The following is a 17,745-nucleotide window of genomic DNA, read 5'->3' as shown; positions in this document are numbered from 1 at the left end:
ACCTGCGGGTTTGCCGTTCGAGCGGGTTGCGTCGAGCGCCCCGCCGGTCAAGCAATCGGTTGTCGTGCCTTGCGCTCGTGCATCGAGTTTGCGCATCCAGTGCAGCGCGGCAGGCGAACGCAATGCCGCGCCTGTTTGCGCGCAGCCCCGAGAATTGCATCGCCGCTGACGCTTATTCAATACGGGGCTACCCTAGGAAGGGTTTATTCTGAACGTGCGTATTCACTTGGATTGAACGAAACACCGTTCAGTCGCCATGGCCTCAATGGCCGCAACAAGCTCACCCTGTCTCACCGAAAACCCGGGTATCCGGCTGCGAAAGCGCAGCGTGTAGGTACCTGAACAAGTTTGTTTTCACTTGCGTGATACGAGTCCGGAAGCCGCGTGCGCGCGGATATTTTTCGCGTTGTTGTGCAACGCGGCCTGGGCCTACGGTGCGCTGTGGCCGCCGAGCTCAGGTCACCGCGAAGTCGCCGCGCGTCGGCGCTTCGCGCAATCGAGTGCGTTCTTCACCGCCGTTCAACACGTCTTTCAACCGCCCGACTCCGCTCGCCGGCCTCGCCGCGCATACGGCCTGGTTTGCCGGATGCGCACGCCTGCGTCGCGGACTGGGTCGTATCCCCGCGTCTTACTCTCAAGGAAGGAAAGAGCCATGAAACGACTGTACGGTTCCCTCGCTTTGCTGTCCCTTTCGATCGGCGCCGCGATCGCCGCGCCCGCGACCTTGCCGGCCGCGTTCGAGCATCCGAACGTTGCCCCGATCGACAAGGTCGCCGTGCGCGTCATGCCGGCGGTCAACGTCGACAAGCTCAAGGCCGAAGACCGCCTGCGCGACAAGCGCGGCGACATCCCCCGCTTCGCCTTGCCGATGACGGTCGACATGACCCCGCTGAATTCCGGCGTGTGGGAAGACCTCGATGCCGACCATGCGGTCTGGCGCCAGCGCGTGCGTTCGGACAAGGCGATGTCGTTGAATTTCGGCTTCACCGAGTACTACATGCCGGCCGGCGGCCGCATGCTGATCTACCCGGCGACCCAGGAAAAAGGCGGCGACCGCGAGTTGATCCGCGAATACAGCGACCGCGACAACAACGAACTGGGCCAGTTGTGGACGGCGATCGTGCCGGGCCAGGAAGCGGTGATCGAGGTGGTGGTGCCGCGCGCCAGCGCCGGCCAGCTGAAGCTGCGCCTGACCAAGGTCAATCACGACTACGTCGGTTTCGGGCCGCTCGCGCGGCGCATGGCCGAAGCCAGTGGCGAGAAAGGCGTGTCGGGTTCGTGCAACGTCGATGTGGTCTGTCCCGATGGCAACGGCCGCCGCGACATCATCCGCTCGGTCGGCGTGTATTCGAAGAACGGGTCGCTGGCCTGCACCGGCTCGCTGGTCAACAACACCGCCAACAACAAGAGGATGTACTTTCTCACCGCGCACCACTGCGGCATGACCACGGCGGCGACCGCGAACAGCATCGTGGTGTACTGGAATTATCAGAACTCGACCTGCCGCGCGCCCAACACCCCGGCCAGCGGCGCCAACGGCAACGGCTCGCTGGCGCAGAACCAGTCGGGCTCGACCTTGCGCGCGACCTCGGCCAACTCCGACTTCACCTTGCTGGAACTGCGCGCCGCGGCCAACCCGGCCTTCAACCTGTTCTGGGCCGGCTGGGACCGCCGCAACCAGAACTTCCCGGGCGCGGTCGCGATCCATCATCCGAACGTCGCCGAGAAGCGCGTCAGCCTGTCGACCACCTCGACCTCGTTCGTGGCCTGGGGCGGCGGCGCCGGCACCACGCACTTGAACGTGCAATGGCAGCCGACCGGTGGCGTGACCGAACCGGGTTCGTCGGGCTCGCCCTTGTACAGTCCGGAAAAGCGCGTGATCGGTCAGCTGCATGGCGGCCCGTCGAGCTGCAGCGCCACCGGCACCAACCGCAGCGACCAATACGGCCGCGTGTTCACCTCGTGGACCGGCGGCGGCACCAGCGCCACCCGCTTGAGCAACTGGCTGGATCCCGGCGCGACCGGTGCGACCTTCATCAACGGCATCAACTGATCCGGACGTGATACTTCGCAAGTCCGACTGACCATCGTTCGGACAGGTGGGCCGCTCCATGCAGGAGCGGCTCGCCGTTAGCGGTGTCGCGCTGCCTGACCGGCTCGGCCATCACCGCCGTCGTTCAACGCCTGCCGAAGCTGAAGCGGCCGTCGTGTCTTCGATATCCGAACCGTCAGGTCGTCGTCAGGTTGCCGCGGCCGGGCCGTGCTCGACGTTGGCGGCGGGTTTCGCCCGCCCTGCAACCGTCAGGTTTCCGAAAGGTGCGGATGCGCCGCACTGTGGATGCTGGACTCAACCACCGGCCAGGACGACGCCGGTGCGGCTCGCACCGCAAGGCCCGCGAGCACGAGTCGTCTCATCATCCAGATCGAGGACAGCATCATGTCGACCATCAGCTACGCCGGTTACGGCGTGTGGAACAGCACCAACGACGTCACCAGCAAGGTCAGCCAGCAGTACGCCAACAAGCAGCGCGAGTTCTTCGCCAACAACGGCGACTACGGCGATCCGGCACCGGGCGAGCGCAAGTACCTGTACATCGTGTGGAACAACAACGGCAGCGCCAGCGGCGTGGTCGGCGAAGACGACAGCCGCGGCATCATCCTTCCGTAATCCGCGGCGCAACGTTTCTTGCTTGAACCGATTCAGTACAACATCGGGTTGGCCTGGGCGACCGGGCCAGCCCGGCACGCTCCGTCGTGTCGCCCGCTTCGCTCACTCAAGCCCCACCTTGCCTCACTGTTTCATTGAAGACACAATCCGCTGCTTGTTATGCAGCAGCCTCAGGCATCCAGGGTCGCGCCGCCGTCCACCCGCAAGTCGTGCAAGGTGATGTGGCGCGCGCGATCCGACAACAGGAAGCAGATCGCCTCGGCGATATCGTCCGGATCGGCGATGCGCTGCAGCGGGATGCCCAGCCGATAGCGATCGGCCACGCCCATCAGGATCTCGCGCCGTGCCTGTTCGTCGAGGGCGAAGGCGCGCTGCATCGCGGTGTCGGTCGAACCCGGCGAGACCAGATTGCAACGCACGCCATGCGGCGCGAGTTCCAGCGCCAGGCAACGCAGATACTGGCTCGCCGCGGCCTTGGACGCGGCATACGCCGCCATGCCCACGCGCGGCGTGGTGGCGGCGTTGGAACCGACCGCGACGATGCTGCCGCGACCGCGCGCCTGCATCGACCGCGCAACCGCGCGGGTAGTGGTGAATACCGCGCGGGCGTTGACCGCCATGCATGCGTCCCAATCGTCCGGATCGAGTTGCAGGCAATCGCCCACGCGCAGGATGCCGGCGACATGGGCCAGATGCTCGATCGCGCCGAGGTCGCGTTCGATCTCGGCCACGGCGCGCTCCACTGCGGCCGCATCGCATAAGTCCAGCGCCCGCGCCCACACGATCGTGCCGTCCGCGCGCAATTGCTCGACGATGCCGGCCAGCGAATCGGCATCGCGATCGATCAAGGCCAGCACGGCCCCCTCGCCCGCCAGCCGCAGCGCGGTCGCCGCGCCGATGCCCTGCGCCGCGCCGGTCACCATGACGACCCGGCCGGTGAACTCGCCGGTGCCTGCGCCGCTCATGCCTGCGCCTCGTCGAACGCGTCCATGATCCGATGGCGTTCCTCGTGATAGGCGTCCTCGTCCCAGCGGTCCTTCCAGTACGGCACCGCGTACATCATCGAGCGGTGGACGCCGCGTTCGCCGGCGAGGAAATCGCGGATCGCCACGACCTGCGCGCTCTCGCCGGCCAGGGTCACCGACACCGATTCGCGATCGGACCACGGCAAGGCCCGTACCGCATCCAGCAGCAAGCGGCTCGCGCCCGCGGGTCGGCCGTCGCGCGACAGCCAGCGCGAGCGCAGGCGCGGATGCGGCGGCAGCGGCTGGATTTCGCTCGGGTCGGGCACCTCAAGCAAAGCGTCGATATCGACGCCATCGGACAGCTTTGCGATCACCGCGCACAGCAAGGCATAGCTGCTCGGATCGCCGATCAGCACATGCCGCTGCGCGTCGGCGCGAAACAGTTCCGGCCCGCCCGGCCCGGCCAGGCCGAGCGGATCGCCGACCCGCGCTGCGCTCGCCCAGCGCGACGCCGGCCCGTCATCGCCGTGCAGCACGATGTCGACATCGAGTTCGTTCAACTGCGGATCGATGCGCGCCACGGTGTAGGTGCGAATCAGCGGCCGGGCCGCGCCTTCGGGCCAGACCGGGCCGTGCTCGCCCAGGGTCGGCAATTGCGGCGCTTCGCCTGCCAGCGCCGGAAACAGCAGCTTGATGTGCGCGCCTTCGCTGCCGCCGGGAAAACCGGCCAGATCGATCCCGCCCAGAGTGATGCGCCGCATCTGTGGAGTACGTTCGGCGATGCGCAACACACGCAGCAGGCGGGCGCGGGGACGCGTACTCATGCGGCGCGCACCGCCGCTTGCGCATCGATTTGCGCATCGATTTCTGGATCGATGCGGTCGGTCAGAATATCGATGCGGCACTCGGGTTCGGCGATGACCCGTTGCAGCAAGGCCAACAGCGCCGCGTGGTGCCCGGCCAGACAGCCCGCGTCGTAGGCCTGCGGATTGGCTTCGATATCGAAGCGCACGCCGTCGGTCATAGGCGACACGGTGATGTCGAGATCCTCGACCGAACCGACCGAAATCGGATGCGCTCGGCTGCGCAGTCCTTCGAATACGAAGCCGCGATCGAACGGCATCAGGTTGACCACCGGCCCGTATAACTGCGCATGGCTGTCGGCCAAGCCCAGATCGTTGCGCAGCCATTCGTAGTTGTAGCGCTGGTGCGGGCGCAGCTCACGCAGTTGCGCCGCGACCGCGCGTACCAGTTCATCGAAGCCGAGTTGCGGATCGATTCGCAAGCGCAGCGGCACCACATTCATCGCCATGCACGGCACGCCGAGCGCGGCCGAACCGAGCCGGTTCATCACCAGCAGACCGACGCTGAGGTCGCGTGCGCCGCTGCGCGCATGCATCCAGGCGAAGATCGCCGCCATCAGCCAGGCCGACCAATCCACGCCGAGCCGGCGCGCCGCGGCCTGCCATTGCGCGTACTGCGCGGGCGGCAACACGGCCCGTTGCGAATGCGAACTGTCACCGGGCGCGCACTTCGGGCCGAGCGTGACCGGTTCGCCCAGATCGCTCAGCGCTTGCGACCAGTACTCGCGATCCTCGTGAAAGCGCGGCGATTGCCGGTAGGCCGCTTCCTCGGCGATCACCGGCGCCAGCGACCAGTCGCGCGCGGACGCCGGTTCGTGTCCCGCGATCCGCGCCGAATACAGTTCGGCGACGCGATGGATCAGCAGCAGATAGGCAAACCCGTCCAGCGCGATGTGATGCACGCGCAGATACCACAGATGGCGATCCGCGCCGAGCCGGATCAGGGCACTGGCGAACAACGGACGCCGGGCCAGATCGGCCTGGCGCAGCAGGTCTTCGCCCATCCACTCGCGCGCGCTGCGCCACGGATCGGCGCAGTTCGAATAATCCTGGTGGCCGATCACCACCGGACGTTGCGGGTCCAGCGATTGCACGACCTCGTCGCCGCGGCGGCTGTAGCGCATATGCAAGGCATCGCAGGCGCTCAGGGTCTCGCGCACCGCGTCTTCGAGCGCGGCCAGATCGAGCGCGCCGTTCAATTCGATCGCTTCGGCGGTCCAGAACGACGGGCTGTCCGGATCGAGTTGCTGGCCGGCCCACATGCCCAGTTGCGGGCCGGTCAATGGCAAGGCCAGCGTGTCGAGTGCGTCGCGATCCATCACGCCGCCCGCCTCGATTCGATCAGGTCCCACCATTCCGACACGCTGCCGCGCTCGGCCAGTTCGACCAGGCCGATGCGCTCGCCGCGCGCCGACCAGCGTTCCAGCAAGGTCATCAGCCGGATCGAATCCAGCCCGGCCTCGAACGGATTGTCCTGCGCGTCGATCTGCTCCAGCGGCAGTTCCATGATCAGCGCCAGTTCGGTGCGCAGCGCGGTCAGGCTGCGCGGCAGGCCGACGCCGTCGGCCAGCGCCTGGATGCACGAGGCGCGATCGCTGACCACGCCGCAGCGGCGCGACACGTAGTTCAGCGCCAGCGCGTGTTCCTCGGCCGAGAAATCGGCGACCGCATCGGCGATCAGGAACGGCTGGATGTCGTGCATGAACGCATCGGCGACGGTCATCATGCAGCCGATATGGGCGTAGATGCCGCATACGATCATCTGATCGCGGCCTTGCGCGCGCATACGCTCGCGCAGGTCGCTCGACACGAACGCGCTGTAACGCCATTTGGTCAGCACGGTGTCCTGCGGTCGCGGCGCGAGTTCGGCCGCGATCGGCGCGAGTTCGGGCTTGGCGGTGATGCCCGGCCCCCACCACGGCTGCAGCAGGCCGCGCTGGACCGCGCTCTGCTGCGTCGGCTGCGCGGTGTAGACCACCGGCACGCCGGCATCGTCGCAGGCATCGCGCAAAGCGCGGATGTTGCCGATCAGCTCCGGCACCGGCGCCTGGGCGCGATCGTAGAACGCGAGGAAATACTCCTGCATGTCGTGGATCAACAGCATCGCCCGCGCCGGATCGGGACGCCAGTCGACGCGGTTGGCCGGCCATGATTCGGCGCCGGGCATGGGGTAACTGGCGATGGTTGGAATCGTCATGACTGCGTTTCGCTGAGAGGGGGAGTGGAAAAAATCGAGGCGGCGGAAATCGCAGCGGTCGGCGGCGCGAACCGCGCGCGCAGCGCCTTCTTGTCGGCCTTGCCGACCGCGGTGTACGGCAAGGCCTCGACCAGTTCGACCCGGTCGGGAATCTTGTAGGCGGCGATGCCGCGTTCGCGCAAAAAGCGTTGCAGTTCGCGCGGCGCCATCGGCGACGCATCGACCGCAATCGGACGCAGCACCACGAACGCGCAGGATTTCTCGCCGAGCCAGCGGTCCGGCATCGCCACCAGCGCTACATCGAACACCGCCGGATGCTCGAGCAGATGGCTTTCGACTTCCTCGGCCGCGATCTTCTCGCCGCCGCGGTTGATCTGGTCCTTGGCCCGGCCTTCGACGATCAGATGCCCCGATGCCAGGCGCCGCACGCGGTCGCCGGTGCGATAGAAACCGTCGGCTGTGAATGCGCGCGCATTGTGGGCGTCGGCGCGGTAATAGCCGCGGATCGTGTACGGGCCACGAGTCAGCAGATGGCCTACCTCGCCGTCGGCCAGATCGTTGTCGTCGTCGTCGACCACGCGGATCTCATCGTGCGCGCTGATCGGACGGCCCTGGGTGCTCAGCACCACGTGCTCGGGATCGTCGTCGCGGGTGTAGTTGACCAGCCCTTCGGCCATGCCGAATACCTGCTGCAGGCGGCAGCCGAACGTCCCCGGAATGCGCCGCGCGACCTCGCCGGCCAGGTGCGCGCCGCCGATCTGGATCGTCCGCAGACTGGACAGGTCGTAGCGCGCGAGCGCCCGCGACTCCAGCCACGCCAATGCCAGCGACGGCACCAGCGCGGTCCAGGTCACCCGTTCGCGCGCGATCAGGCCGAAACACGACTCCGGATCGGCCTGCCTCGCCAGCACCACGCAACCGCCGACATGGAACACGCCAAGCGCGCCGGGCGAACTCATCGGGAAATTGTGCGCGGCAGGCAAGGCGCACAGGTACACGCAGTCCGGCCCGAGGCCGCAGATCTCCGCGCTGGCGCGGACGCTGTAGAAATAATCGTCGTGGGTGCGCGGGATCAGCTTGGGCACGCCGGTGCTACCGCCGGACAATTGCAGGAACGCGACGTCCGACGCGTCCGGCAATGCTTGTTCGATCGGCTCGTCGAGCAGCGAATCGAAGGCAATGAATTCCTGCGCCTCGCCGACCACGATCACCTCGCGCAGGCACGACTGCGCTGCGCGCACCTCGCGCATGAGTTCGCGAAAATCGAAGCCGGCGTCGCGATCGGCGATCACACAGGCGCGGATCTGCGCGTGTTCGACGAAGTAGCCGACCTCGGCGCGGCGATGCGCGGGCAAGGCGAACACCGGCAATGCGCCCAGGCGGAACAAGGCATGGCAGGCGACGTAGTGTTCGGCGAGATTGGGCAGTTGCAGGAGCACTCGGTCGCGACGGCCGATGCCGATTCGGGCCAGGCCCGCGGCGAACCGGCGCACCTGTTCGTCGAAATACGCGTAGCTCCAACGCCGTTCGCCGCAGACCAAAGCGGTGCGATCAGGGTATTGCGCGGCCACCTGGGCCAGTCGCTGATACAGACCGACGCCGCTCCAGTAGCCCAGTTCGCGATAACGCGCGGCGAACTCCTCCGGCCACGGCGTGAACCCGGGCAGCGTCGTCGCCGCGGTGTCGAATGCCTGCGCGCTCATGCCCTGCCCTGCGCGGCGCCGGCCTCCGCCGCATGCGCCAGCCCCATCGCGCCGAGCATGGTGCCGAGTTTGGCCGTGGTTTCGGCCAGTTCGTCGCGCGGTTGCGAACCGGCGACGATGCCGGCGCCGGCGAACACCGTCGCGCATTCTTCTTCGACCACGGCGCAGCGGATCGTCACCGCCCATTCGCCGTCGCCTTCGTTGTCGCACCAGCCGACCAGGCCGGTGAACAGGCCGCGTTCGTAGCCTTCGAATTCGCGGATCACTTCGCGCGCTTGCTCGGTCGGATACCCGCACACCGCCGGCGTGGGATGCAGCGCCAAGGCCAGCCGCAGCGAACTTGTCGACGGATCGATCAGCACGCCGTCGACGCGGGTCGACAGATGCCACATGGTCGGCGTGGCGATCAGCGACGGCGAGGCCGGCACCTGCAGTTCGCGGCAATACGGCCGCAGCGCCGCCGCGACGGAGCCGATCACCAATGCGTGCTCGTGCAGATCCTTGGCCGACTCCAGCAAGCCGCGCGCACGCCGCTGATCTTCCTGCGGATCGGGGTGGCGCGGAATCGAACCGGCCAGCGGATTGGAAACGATGCGAGCGCCGCGCTTGGACAGCAGCAGCTCCGGGCTGGAACCGATCAAACAGGCCTGCGGCCCGCCCGCACCGGCCAGATCCATCGCGAAGGTGTAGGCGCCGGGCGCGCGCGCCAGCAATTGACCGAGCAACTGCGGCAGGTCCACGCGCGCGGCGATGCGCAGGCTGCGCGACATCACCACCTTGCTGATCCCGCCCGCGACGATGCGATCCAGCGAGCGCTCGACATTGCGCATGAACTGCGCCGGCGCCGGCACCGGTTCGACCCGCGGCATCGGCCGTTGCTCGACGCTCAACCCGCTCAACGCCGCGCCGCGGTGGCGCGCGCGACCGGCGGCGAATACCGCCTGCGACGGCACCCACATGCGCGAGGGCTCGTCGCTGGCGAACGGCACCGCGCCGATCATCGGCAAGCGGCCGGTTTCGGCCGCGACATACGCCAGCAATCGCTCGCTGGCGCCGGCGAGATCGTCGTCGATGCTATGCGTCAGCGACTGCAGCACCCCGCGTGAATGCAACTGGGTCGACGCCGATGAAAACAGCGAATCGCGCGGCTGATAGTTCGACAGCAAGGCCGCGCCGGCGGCGGACGCAACCGCCGACAAGGTCGGCGCGGGCGCCAGCGCGAGGTCTTCGATCCCATGCAGGGAGTGCGCCTCGCCGATCATCGCCAGGCTCCGCGCCACGCTTGCGCGATGATCGAAGCGGCACGATGGGAATGGGGGCTGCCGAAATGGGCACGGCTCTGCGCGCAAGCCGCGCGACGGAATGCGTTCACTTAGTCACCTGCAAGCTCTGAATGTGATCGAGCTTGCAGGCGCGAACGCCGGCTGGCAGGAGGGACGGGGCAGGCCCGTCGGGATGCGGCTTAAACTACGCCAAGCCGACCGCATCGGCAAGGTGTTGCGATGCAGCAAGCGCTTGGCTTGTGATGGCGCACACGCGAGTAATCCGTGCTCGCCGCTTGCGCAAGCCGGCCAAGCGCGAACCGCGTCACAGCGCGTGAGGTTCGCACTGCGACGCGGATCGCGGGATCGATCACCGGCTCACGCCGGGCGAACTCCGGACTCAGAAATCCTGGTAGTAGACATTGTCGATGAACACATCGACGTTGCTGCCCGGCGGATCGGACACCAGCATGAACATCTGTTTCACCGCATGCAGATCCAGATCGTGGAATGCGCTGAACGGAATGCTGACTTCATGCCATTGGCCGTCACGCACCAGCCCGTATTGCTGGCCGCCGTTGACGAAATCGATCCAGCTGTCGCCGAACGAGGTGCTGATACCGATCTTGAAGATCGATGGCGTGGTCGTGCGCATATGGAACTTCAGCTTGCCGGGCGCGAAGCGGCTCATGTTCTTGTAATCGGTGGCCACCCCCAGCCCATACCAGGCACCGGCGTTGGCGCGGAACGCCATCAACTGGCTGCCCTCGAACGGCGACGCCGCGATCGGGGTGAGGTTGTTCCACAGGTACAGGTTCGCATCGCCGTTGTAGTTAAGACGTGCATTCATGTCGCTGCGTTCGGTGAACACGCCGAACTTGCCGCTCGGCGGATTGGCGCCGGTGTACAGGCTGCTGCCCGGGTTTTGATACAGACGGATGTAGTCGATCTCCATGCGTCCGGGCAACGGCGCGGTGATGCCGCCCGCGGTCGGAATGCCGGTGTAATTGCCGCCGACCGCGAGATTGAGCAGCAGGAAATACGGCGCGTGGAATTCATGCAGCGAGGCGCCTTCGATGTTGGAAATGGCGAACTCGAAGAACTGCTGGCCGTCGATCGAAACGCGCACGAACTGCGGGTCCCAGGTCATGCGATAGGTGTGGAAGCCGCCGTTGAGATCGCTGCCGCTGTTGAAATCCTGGCCGTAGCTGGCGTGCGATCCCTGGTAGTCCCAATGCACCGCCGCGCCGACGCGGCGGTTGGTCATGTTGGCGGCGATCGCCGCGGCCGAGCCCATTTCCAGCATGTCGATCTCGCCGCGCGCCGGCCAGTTGCCGGTGGTGCCGAGCATCCAGTACGCCGGCCACAGGCCGTTGCGCAGGTCGGGCACCTTGATCCGCGCTTCCAATGTGCCGTACTTGAAGTGCATGCGGCCTTCGGTCTTCAGCCGCGCCGAGGTGAAGCCGCGGCTGCCGAAATTCTCGCGCCGCGCCTCGATCACCAGGCTGCCGTTCTCGATGCGCGCGTTTTCAGGGCGGCTGGTGTAGTACTGCAATTCGTTGTTGCCCCAGCCGCACAGGCCGATCTGGCAGCCGTCGCCGACGTCGTAGATCCATTTGTCGCCGTCGATCGAGGGGCCGTTGAAATTGTCTTCCCAGACCAGGGTCTGGGCCTGCGCGGTCTGTGGCGACAACCAGGCGCCGACGGCGATCAAGACCGCGGCGGACACTGCGTATGCGCGTGCGAAGTTCATGGTGCGCTCCTGAAGGGGGACGGACCCGCGCGTAAGCGCCGCGCCGGGTTCGCGGCCGAAGCTGTCTTTCTATGACAGCGCTGTCAACGGCTTATTTCCGGCGCTTCCTTTTATCGGGACGGGTTCACATTCCGGATGTGGGCTGGTTGGTAATCCCTGGCCAGACCCAGACGCTGCGTGTTGCACGACAGCACGCGTGGCCGGCGCAGCGCTGCGCGCGTAGGACTCGACGCGACAAATCGGCCACTTGCATTCGCGATCGCCGATAATCCCGGCCTTGTCGCTTCGCCGAACTGATATGAACTTGCTGTCGCGTTTGCTGTTGTGGATGGTGCTGGTCGCGGCGTCGCCGGCCTGGGCCGCCACCGTTACCCTGCCCTCGCGCTGGAGCCACGGCGCCAGCGACGAACCTCCGCTGCAAGTGGAGCCCGCCGCGCCGGGCTTGTGGGTGTTGCGCCAATCCAGGGCCAGCAATTTCGAAGCGCCGTTCCTGTACCTGATCGCCGGCAAGCAACGCGCCTTGTTGCTCGACACCGGCGCCGAACCGGAGGTCGACAACAGCCTGCCGCTGCGCGAAATCGTCGACGATCTGCTGACGCAATGGCAGCGCGAGCAAGGTCTTAGTTCGCTGCCGCTGACCGTCGCCCACACCCATAGTCATCGCGATCACGTCTACGGCGACAGGCAATTCGGCGATCGTCCCGACACCCGCATCGTCGGTCTGCGTCCCGAACAGGTCGCCAAGGTCTTCGGCCTGGATCGCTGGCCCGACGGCGAGGCTTCGTTCGATCTGGGCGATCGCGAACTGATCGTGTTGCCGCTGCCGGGGCACGAACCTGCGCATATCGCGATCTACGACAAGCAAACCGCCAGTTTGTTCAGCGGCGACACGCTGTATCCCGGGCTGCTGACCGTGCGCGATCTGGCCGCGTACCGGGCCAGCGCCGCGCGACTGGCTGCGTTCGCGCAGCGACATCGGATCGAGCGCGTGCTCGGCGCGCATATCGAGATGAGCACGACACCCGGCGTGCTGTATCCGCTCGGCGGACCGTATCAGCCGCACGAGCACGCGCTGGCGCTGGGTGCGAAGCAGATCGCGCAGTGGCAGGCCGCGCTGACCGACGCCGGCGATTTCGTGCATGAGCACGTCAGCGGCGATTTCGTATTGGGCCGTGTCGCCCAGCCCGGAGAATTTGCCGACCCGCCCAACACCCACGGCATGCTGGTGGTCGGCACCGACGCGGTCTATCTGTCGCATCTGCCGATGTTCCATCCCCCGCATCACTATCAGCTGATTTTCGAAGCGAACCTGCCGGCCGAGGTGTTGCGCGGCTATCGCGAGGATGCGGCCGCACATCCGGACACCTACTACACTCTCGCCCCGACTCAGCGCTGGGTGTTGCCCGATACGATCAAGCCCGACGCGCATTTCAAGGCCGACCTGTATCGCGGTCATTTCGAACGCGGCGGCGCGCCGATCGCGCGCGACATCGATGTGTCGGTGCGAAAGATCGTGCATTTCCGCCGGTTCGAAGCGGGTCGCACGCCGGAGCCCTCGCGCTGGATCGGCTTCGGCCGCGGCAGCCAGCGCTTCGCGGCGCATCGGATCGAAGCCGCGCCGGACATGGATCAGATCGTGCAGATCACCGCGCCCGCCGCCGCGGCGCGAATCGAGGATCAACCACTCATCCGTCCGGCGCGAGGTAGCGGCGAGCTACGCCGCGGCGATCGCATCGGTGGCGGCCGGGTCGAACGGGTGATCTATACCGAGTATGGCGACCTCGCCCAATGAGGCCTGCGCGATGCGGCGTCGAAGGCCTCGATCGACGAGTCCGGATCGATAACCTTCCTATAGGGGAAGGTTGATCGCGACGGCGAGGACTCACAATCCATTAACGCGCGCATCGCCGAAACGGTTGAAACTCGCGTTCACCTGCACCATCCTGTGCCGCACTCGATCCGGCGTCCCATGACCTATTTCTCGCTCCTGCTGCGCATCGTGCTGATCGTCTCGATCAGCCTGAACGGTTACGCCTCCGCGGCGATGACCGTCGGCGGCGCGCACGCAATGCATCGAGCGCATGCCGTCGCGGCTGCATCGAGCGATGCGGCATCGAGCGGGTCGTCCATGACCGCCGAATGCCACCAAGGCATGGCGGCCGGCATCGACCATGCCGCCATAAATCACGACGGCATGAACCACGCTGGCATGAACCACGCCGCGATGAATCACAGCGCCGAAGCGGCGACCGCGCAGTCCGCGGACGCTACGTTGTCGTCCCAGCCCGACGATTGCTGCGGCGACTTCCGCTGCCAATGTGATTGCACCCACGCGGTCGCGATCGTGCGGGTCGCCCTGCGTCTGGCGCCGGCCCTGCCCGGCCCCGCGCTCGCCCTGCCACCGGAAGCGGCCGCGCCCAACGGCGTGTCGAGCCTGCCGATCCGGCCTCCGATCGCCTGATCGCAACCACCGGGCCTGACCCGGTTTACGACTCCGCGCAGATTTCACGCAGCCTCGCGAGCGTTCTCGCGACCCTGCACGCGTCGGCATCGTTCGTTCGCGCACCTTGACGACCATCCATTTGGGAAGGATCGCAGGCTGCGCACATCGCGAGACATTCGCGACTCTTCCAGTTGTGGGAAGCCCAATGAACAGATTTTTCTCCGACGACGGCGGCGCATCGATCGATGCCGGCCGTCGCCGTTTCGTCACCGGTCTGGCGGTCGGCGGCCTCGCCGCGGGCAGCGGTCTTTGGCGCTCGGCCTATGCCGCGCCGGCCCTGGCCGGTGCGCCGCAGGTATTGAGCGGGACCGAATTCGATCTCTCGATCGGCTCGTCCCTGGCCAACTTCACCGGCAAGACGCGCCCGGCGATCACCGTCAACGGCAGTCTGCCAGCGCCGATCCTGCGTTGGCGCGAAGGCGACACGGTGACCTTGCGGGTCGCCAACCGTCTCGCCGAAGGCATGAGCTCGATCCATTGGCACGGCCTGATCCTGCCGGCCAACATGGACGGCGTGCCGGGCCTGAGCTTCGACGGCATCCATCCGGGCGAAAGCTATGTGTACCGCTTCCGGGTCGGGCAATCGGGCACGTACTGGTATCACAGCCATTCGATGTTCCAGGAACAGGCCGGGCTGTACGGCGCGATCGTGATCGATCCGCGCGAACCGGCGCCGTTCCATTTCGATCGCGAGCACGTGCTGCTGCTGTCGGACTGGACCGACCTCGACCCGGCAGCGTTGTTCCGGCGCCTGAAGAAGATGTCGAGTTACGACAACTACGCCAAGCGCACGGTCGGCGATTTCATGCGCGACGCGCGCGAACGCGGGCTCGCCGCGACCCTGCGCGATCGCGGCGAATGGGGCCGCATGCGCATGACCCCGACCGATCTGTCCGACGTCAACGGCAACACCTACACCTACCTGCTCAACGGCGCCGCGCCGGCCGGCAACTGGACCGGGCTGTTCCGTCCGGGCGAAAAGGTATTGCTGCGTTTCATCAACGGCTCGGCGATGACTTACTTCGACGTGCGCATCCCCGGCCTGAAGATGACCGTGGTCGCCGCCGACGGCCAATACATCCATCCGGTCACGGTCGATGAATTCCGCATCGCGGTGGCCGAGACTTTCGACGTGCTGGTCGAACCCGCCGGCCAGGACGCGTACACCATCTTCGCCCAGGACAACGGCCGCACCGGTCATGCGCGCGGCACCCTGGCGGTACGCGAAGGTCTGCAGGCCGAAGTGCCGCCTCACGATCCGCGGCCGTTGCTGACCATGGACGACATGGGCCATGGCGGCATGAGCGGCATGGACCACGGCGCGATGGGCGGCGGCGCTCACGACATGAGCAAGATGAAGGGCATGGAAGGCGGCTGCGGCGCGAACATGGGCATGGCCGGCATGGATCACGGCGCGATGCAGCACGGCGCCGCGGCCACATCCGCCAAGGGCGACGAACGCCTGATCGACATGCGCGCGATGGCGACCTCGCCCAAGCTCGACGACCCGGGCATCGGCCTGCGCAATAACGGCCGCAAGGTGCTGACTTACAGCGACTTGCGCAGCCTGTTCGACGATCCCGATGGACGCGATCCCAGTCGCGAGATCGAACTGCACCTGACCGGCCACATGGAGAAATTCGCCTGGTCGTTCGACGGCCAGAAATTCATGGGCGCCGAACCGATCCGCCTGACCTACGGCGAGCGCATGCGCATTGTCCTGGTCAACGACACCATGATGACTCACCCGATTCATCTGCACGGTCTGTGGAGCGATCTGGAGAACGAGGCCGGCGAGTTCCAGGTGCGCAAGCACACCATCGACATGCCGCCGGGAACCCGGCGCAGTTACCGCGTGCGCGCCGATGCGCTCGGCCGCTGGGCCTATCACTGCCATCTGCTGTACCACATGGAAGCCGGGATGATGCGCGAAGTGAGGGTCGAGGAATGAACACGATGCCGTCCCTTCCCTATCGCACGCTCGCCCTGAGTCTGGGGCTTGTGTTGGCCGGCGCCGCGCAGGCGCAAGGTTACGATCACTCAAAGATGGATCACGCCGCGCATCAGCCGACGCAGAAGGCGCCGGCGAAACCCGCGGCCGCGGTCGATCACTCGACGATGGATCATTCGAAGATGGATCACGCCGGCATGGATCATTCCGGCACGGGCGAAACCAAGGTCGCCGCGCCCGAGGCCAAGCCCGCGCCGATGGATCACAGCCAGATGGACCATTCGCGGATGGACCATTCGCAAATCAGCGGGACCAAGCCCGCTGCCACCGCCAGCGAACCGCGCGAACCGATCCCACAGCCCACCGACGCCGATCGCGCTGCGGCGTTCGCGCCGATCACCCTGCACATGCAGCACGCGCCGGAGTTCAATCATTACGTGTTGATCAATCGCCTTGAAGCGGTCGACGCCGAGCACGGCAACGCCCAGGCCTGGGAAGGCCAGGCCTGGTTCGGCACCGACACCGACCGGCTATGGCTGCGCAGCGAAGGCGAACGCGAGGACGGCCGCGTCGAATCGGCCAACCTGGAAGCGTTGTACGGCCGCGCGATCTCGCCGTGGTGGGACGTGGTCGTCGGCGCCAAGCACGACCTGCGCCCCGAGCAGGGACAGACCTGGGCCGCGTTCGGCGTACAGGGCATGTCGCCGTACAAGTTCGAAGTCGCGGCGACCGCTTACATCGGCGAAGCCGGGCGCACCGCCTTGAACTTCGAAGCCGAGTACGAACTGCTGTTGACCAACCGGCTGATCCTGCAGCCGCTGATCGAAGTCGACCTGTACGGCCGCGACGATCCGCAGCGCGGGATCGGCGCGGGCCTGAGCACGGTCGAAGCCGGCCTGCGCCTGCGTTACGAGATCACCCGGCGGTTCGCGCCCTACCTCGGGGTGACCTGGGAACGCGCGTTCGGCGACACGGCCGACTATCGCCGCGCCGCCGGCGAGGACAACGGCGATGCGCGGTTGGTGGCCGGCGTGCGGGTGTGGTTCTGACCCACGTGGTTTGTCGTTGAGTCGGGGCGTCGCCGAATCCGGCGACGCCCCCGAACGAACAGGCTGCCGGTAGCGATCGGCGCTTTGCGCGGACTATCGCAAAGCGTGAACGCAAGCATGTTGTCGGTTGCATGAGCGCTGCATCGACCACGTCCGGGTTCCAGCCCGGGCGTGGCCAGCGCTCGTATCCCTATGAATTTCATGGCGCTTTGGCTGAACGAAAGCGCGCGCGGGTTCAGCCCGACCGGCCGACAGGCTATGATTCGGCCAGGACGAACCGGCCTCACCGAGGAGCCACCATGTCGATCAACTCCAAGGCCCGCCGCGACGCCAAGAAGCGCAAAATCGCCAAGGCCCGCAACGCACCGTTGCCGGGCCCCAGCATCGAACCGCACGCCGAACTGCGCGACGCCCAAGGGCGTTTGCTCGGCGGCATCGTGCGCCGCGAAGGCGAATGGACCCTCGGCCTGGGCGGCCGCATCGTCGGCGGCTCGGACAGCGCCGCGCGCGTGCTGGCCCTGCTCGAACGCGCGGCCGATCTGCACCGGCGCGACGGCCTGGAGGTTCGCCTGGGCTGCTCCAGCGCGCTGCGCACTGCGGCGAATACCGAGGTCGCCGAACGCGGCATCAGCTTCGAACAGTTCCAGCTCGAACTCGAAAAAGAACTCGCGATCGATCCCTCCCCCGGTTTGCACGTGGTGCAGCCGATGAGCGAAGTGCGTCACTGAACGCTTCACCGTAGCCGCCGCGTCACGCCGATCGAATACGCCATCGGCGCGATGCAATCACCCCGCCGTTACGTCGCGCCGGGTCTGCTAGGGGCATGACCTA

At 66.6% G+C, this 17,745-nt stretch carries 14 protein-coding genes; 7 read left to right on the top strand and 7 right to left on the bottom strand.

The genetic code is table 11. From position 1 onward, the window contains the following. Positions 1-652: 652 nt before the first annotated feature. Both AC3A4T_RS08970 and AC3A4T_RS08965 read left to right on the top strand, forming a co-directional pair. Complete coding sequence (locus AC3A4T_RS08970) at positions 653-2,053, top strand: trypsin-like serine peptidase (protein ID WP_487675063.1); 1,401 nt, start codon at positions 653-655, stop codon at positions 2,051-2,053. Positions 2,054-2,437: 384 nt separating this feature from the next. After that, positions 2,438-2,668, top strand: a complete 231-nt coding sequence (locus AC3A4T_RS08965; RefSeq protein ID WP_487675062.1) for a hypothetical protein — start codon at positions 2,438-2,440, stop codon at positions 2,666-2,668. 170 nt (positions 2,669-2,838) lie between these two features. Here the strand turns inward: AC3A4T_RS08965 and AC3A4T_RS08960 are convergent, their stop codons facing one another. The 7 genes from AC3A4T_RS08960 to AC3A4T_RS08930 all read right to left on the bottom strand — a co-directional run bounded on the left by AC3A4T_RS08960 (position 2,839) and on the right by AC3A4T_RS08930 (position 11,411). After that, positions 2,839-3,633, bottom strand: coding sequence for a 2,3-dihydro-2,3-dihydroxybenzoate dehydrogenase (locus AC3A4T_RS08960; RefSeq protein WP_487675061.1), 795 nt, complete (start codon positions 3,631-3,633; stop codon positions 2,839-2,841). Beyond that, positions 3,630-4,457, bottom strand: a complete 828-nt coding sequence (locus AC3A4T_RS08955) for a siderophore-interacting protein (RefSeq protein ID WP_487675060.1) — start codon at positions 4,455-4,457, stop codon at positions 3,630-3,632. The genes AC3A4T_RS08960 and AC3A4T_RS08955 overlap by 4 nt, the downstream gene beginning before the upstream one ends. Next, positions 4,454-5,815, bottom strand: coding sequence for a condensation domain-containing protein (locus AC3A4T_RS08950; protein WP_487675059.1), 1,362 nt, complete (start codon positions 5,813-5,815; stop codon positions 4,454-4,456). Before AC3A4T_RS08950 ends, AC3A4T_RS08955 begins: the two co-directional genes overlap by 4 nt. Next, positions 5,815-6,693, bottom strand: coding sequence for an isochorismatase family protein (locus tag AC3A4T_RS08945; protein ID WP_487675058.1), 879 nt, complete (start codon positions 6,691-6,693; stop codon positions 5,815-5,817). Before AC3A4T_RS08945 ends, AC3A4T_RS08950 begins: the two co-directional genes overlap by 1 nt. After that, positions 6,690-8,396, bottom strand: a complete 1,707-nt coding sequence (locus AC3A4T_RS08940) for a (2,3-dihydroxybenzoyl)adenylate synthase (protein ID WP_487675057.1) — start codon at positions 8,394-8,396, stop codon at positions 6,690-6,692. The genes AC3A4T_RS08945 and AC3A4T_RS08940 overlap by 4 nt, the downstream gene beginning before the upstream one ends. Further along, positions 8,393-9,676, bottom strand: a complete 1,284-nt coding sequence (locus tag AC3A4T_RS08935) for an isochorismate synthase (protein WP_487675056.1) — start codon at positions 9,674-9,676, stop codon at positions 8,393-8,395. Before AC3A4T_RS08935 ends, AC3A4T_RS08940 begins: the two co-directional genes overlap by 4 nt. Before the next feature lie 382 nt (positions 9,677-10,058). After that, positions 10,059-11,411, bottom strand: a complete 1,353-nt coding sequence (locus tag AC3A4T_RS08930) for a glycoside hydrolase family 16 protein (RefSeq protein WP_487675055.1) — start codon at positions 11,409-11,411, stop codon at positions 10,059-10,061. A gap of 298 nt (positions 11,412-11,709) precedes the next feature. On the opposite strand from AC3A4T_RS08930, the gene AC3A4T_RS08925 reads away from it, so the two are divergent. The 5 genes from AC3A4T_RS08925 (at position 11,710) to AC3A4T_RS08905 (ending at position 17,642) form a co-directional block, all read left to right on the top strand. Beyond that, entirely contained in the window at positions 11,710-13,203 is a 1,494-nt protein-coding gene (locus tag AC3A4T_RS08925; RefSeq protein WP_487675054.1) for an MBL fold metallo-hydrolase, read from the top strand. Between the two features lie 177 nt (positions 13,204-13,380). After that, positions 13,381-13,872 carry a CopL family metal-binding regulatory protein gene (locus AC3A4T_RS08920; RefSeq protein ID WP_487675053.1) on the top strand — a complete coding sequence of 164 codons (492 nt, stop codon included), beginning with the start codon at positions 13,381-13,383 and terminating at the stop codon, positions 13,870-13,872. A 187-nt stretch (positions 13,873-14,059) separates the two neighbouring features. Beyond that, complete coding sequence (locus AC3A4T_RS08915; protein ID WP_487675052.1) at positions 14,060-15,865, top strand: copper resistance system multicopper oxidase; 1,806 nt, start codon at positions 14,060-14,062, stop codon at positions 15,863-15,865. Between the two features lie 5 nt (positions 15,866-15,870). Continuing rightward, a complete protein-coding gene (locus AC3A4T_RS08910; RefSeq protein WP_487675051.1) occupies positions 15,871-16,914 on the top strand; it encodes a copper resistance protein B in 1,044 nt (347 codons plus the stop codon). 299 nt (positions 16,915-17,213) lie between these two features. Beyond that, a complete protein-coding gene (locus AC3A4T_RS08905) occupies positions 17,214-17,642 on the top strand; it encodes a hypothetical protein (RefSeq protein WP_215494451.1) in 429 nt (142 codons plus the stop codon). Positions 17,643-17,745: the final 103 nt, after the last annotated feature.

The sequence above is a fragment of the Lysobacter sp. Soil_N_51 genome, assembly GCF_057655755.1.
The sequence above is the reverse complement of the archived record's forward strand: the minus strand, read 5'-3'. Positions and strand labels throughout refer to the sequence as shown.

Excerpts from the sequence above, each read along its gene's own strand:
- AC3A4T_RS08970 (WP_487675063.1), top strand. The coding sequence starts at position 653 with ATGAAACGACTGTACGGTTCCCTCGCTTTGCTGTCCCTTTCGATCGGC.
- AC3A4T_RS08965 (WP_487675062.1), top strand. The coding sequence starts at position 2,438 with ATGTCGACCATCAGCTACGCCGGTTACGGCGTGTGGAACAGCACCAAC.
- AC3A4T_RS08960 (WP_487675061.1), bottom strand. The coding sequence starts at position 3,633 with ATGAGCGGCGCAGGCACCGGCGAGTTCACCGGCCGGGTCGTCATGGTG.
- AC3A4T_RS08955 (WP_487675060.1), bottom strand. The coding sequence starts at position 4,457 with ATGAGTACGCGTCCCCGCGCCCGCCTGCTGCGTGTGTTGCGCATCGCC.
- AC3A4T_RS08950 (WP_487675059.1), bottom strand. The coding sequence starts at position 5,815 with ATGGATCGCGACGCACTCGACACGCTGGCCTTGCCATTGACCGGCCCG.
- AC3A4T_RS08945 (WP_487675058.1), bottom strand. The coding sequence starts at position 6,693 with ATGACGATTCCAACCATCGCCAGTTACCCCATGCCCGGCGCCGAATCA.
- AC3A4T_RS08940 (WP_487675057.1), bottom strand. The coding sequence starts at position 8,396 with ATGAGCGCGCAGGCATTCGACACCGCGGCGACGACGCTGCCCGGGTTC.
- AC3A4T_RS08930 (WP_487675055.1), bottom strand. The coding sequence starts at position 11,411 with ATGAACTTCGCACGCGCATACGCAGTGTCCGCCGCGGTCTTGATCGCC.
- AC3A4T_RS08925 (WP_487675054.1), top strand. The coding sequence starts at position 11,710 with ATGAACTTGCTGTCGCGTTTGCTGTTGTGGATGGTGCTGGTCGCGGCG.
- AC3A4T_RS08920 (WP_487675053.1), top strand. The coding sequence starts at position 13,381 with ATGACCTATTTCTCGCTCCTGCTGCGCATCGTGCTGATCGTCTCGATC.
- AC3A4T_RS08915 (WP_487675052.1), top strand. The coding sequence starts at position 14,060 with ATGAACAGATTTTTCTCCGACGACGGCGGCGCATCGATCGATGCCGGC.
- AC3A4T_RS08910 (WP_487675051.1), top strand. The coding sequence starts at position 15,871 with ATGCCGTCCCTTCCCTATCGCACGCTCGCCCTGAGTCTGGGGCTTGTG.
- AC3A4T_RS08905 (WP_215494451.1), top strand. The coding sequence starts at position 17,214 with ATGTCGATCAACTCCAAGGCCCGCCGCGACGCCAAGAAGCGCAAAATC.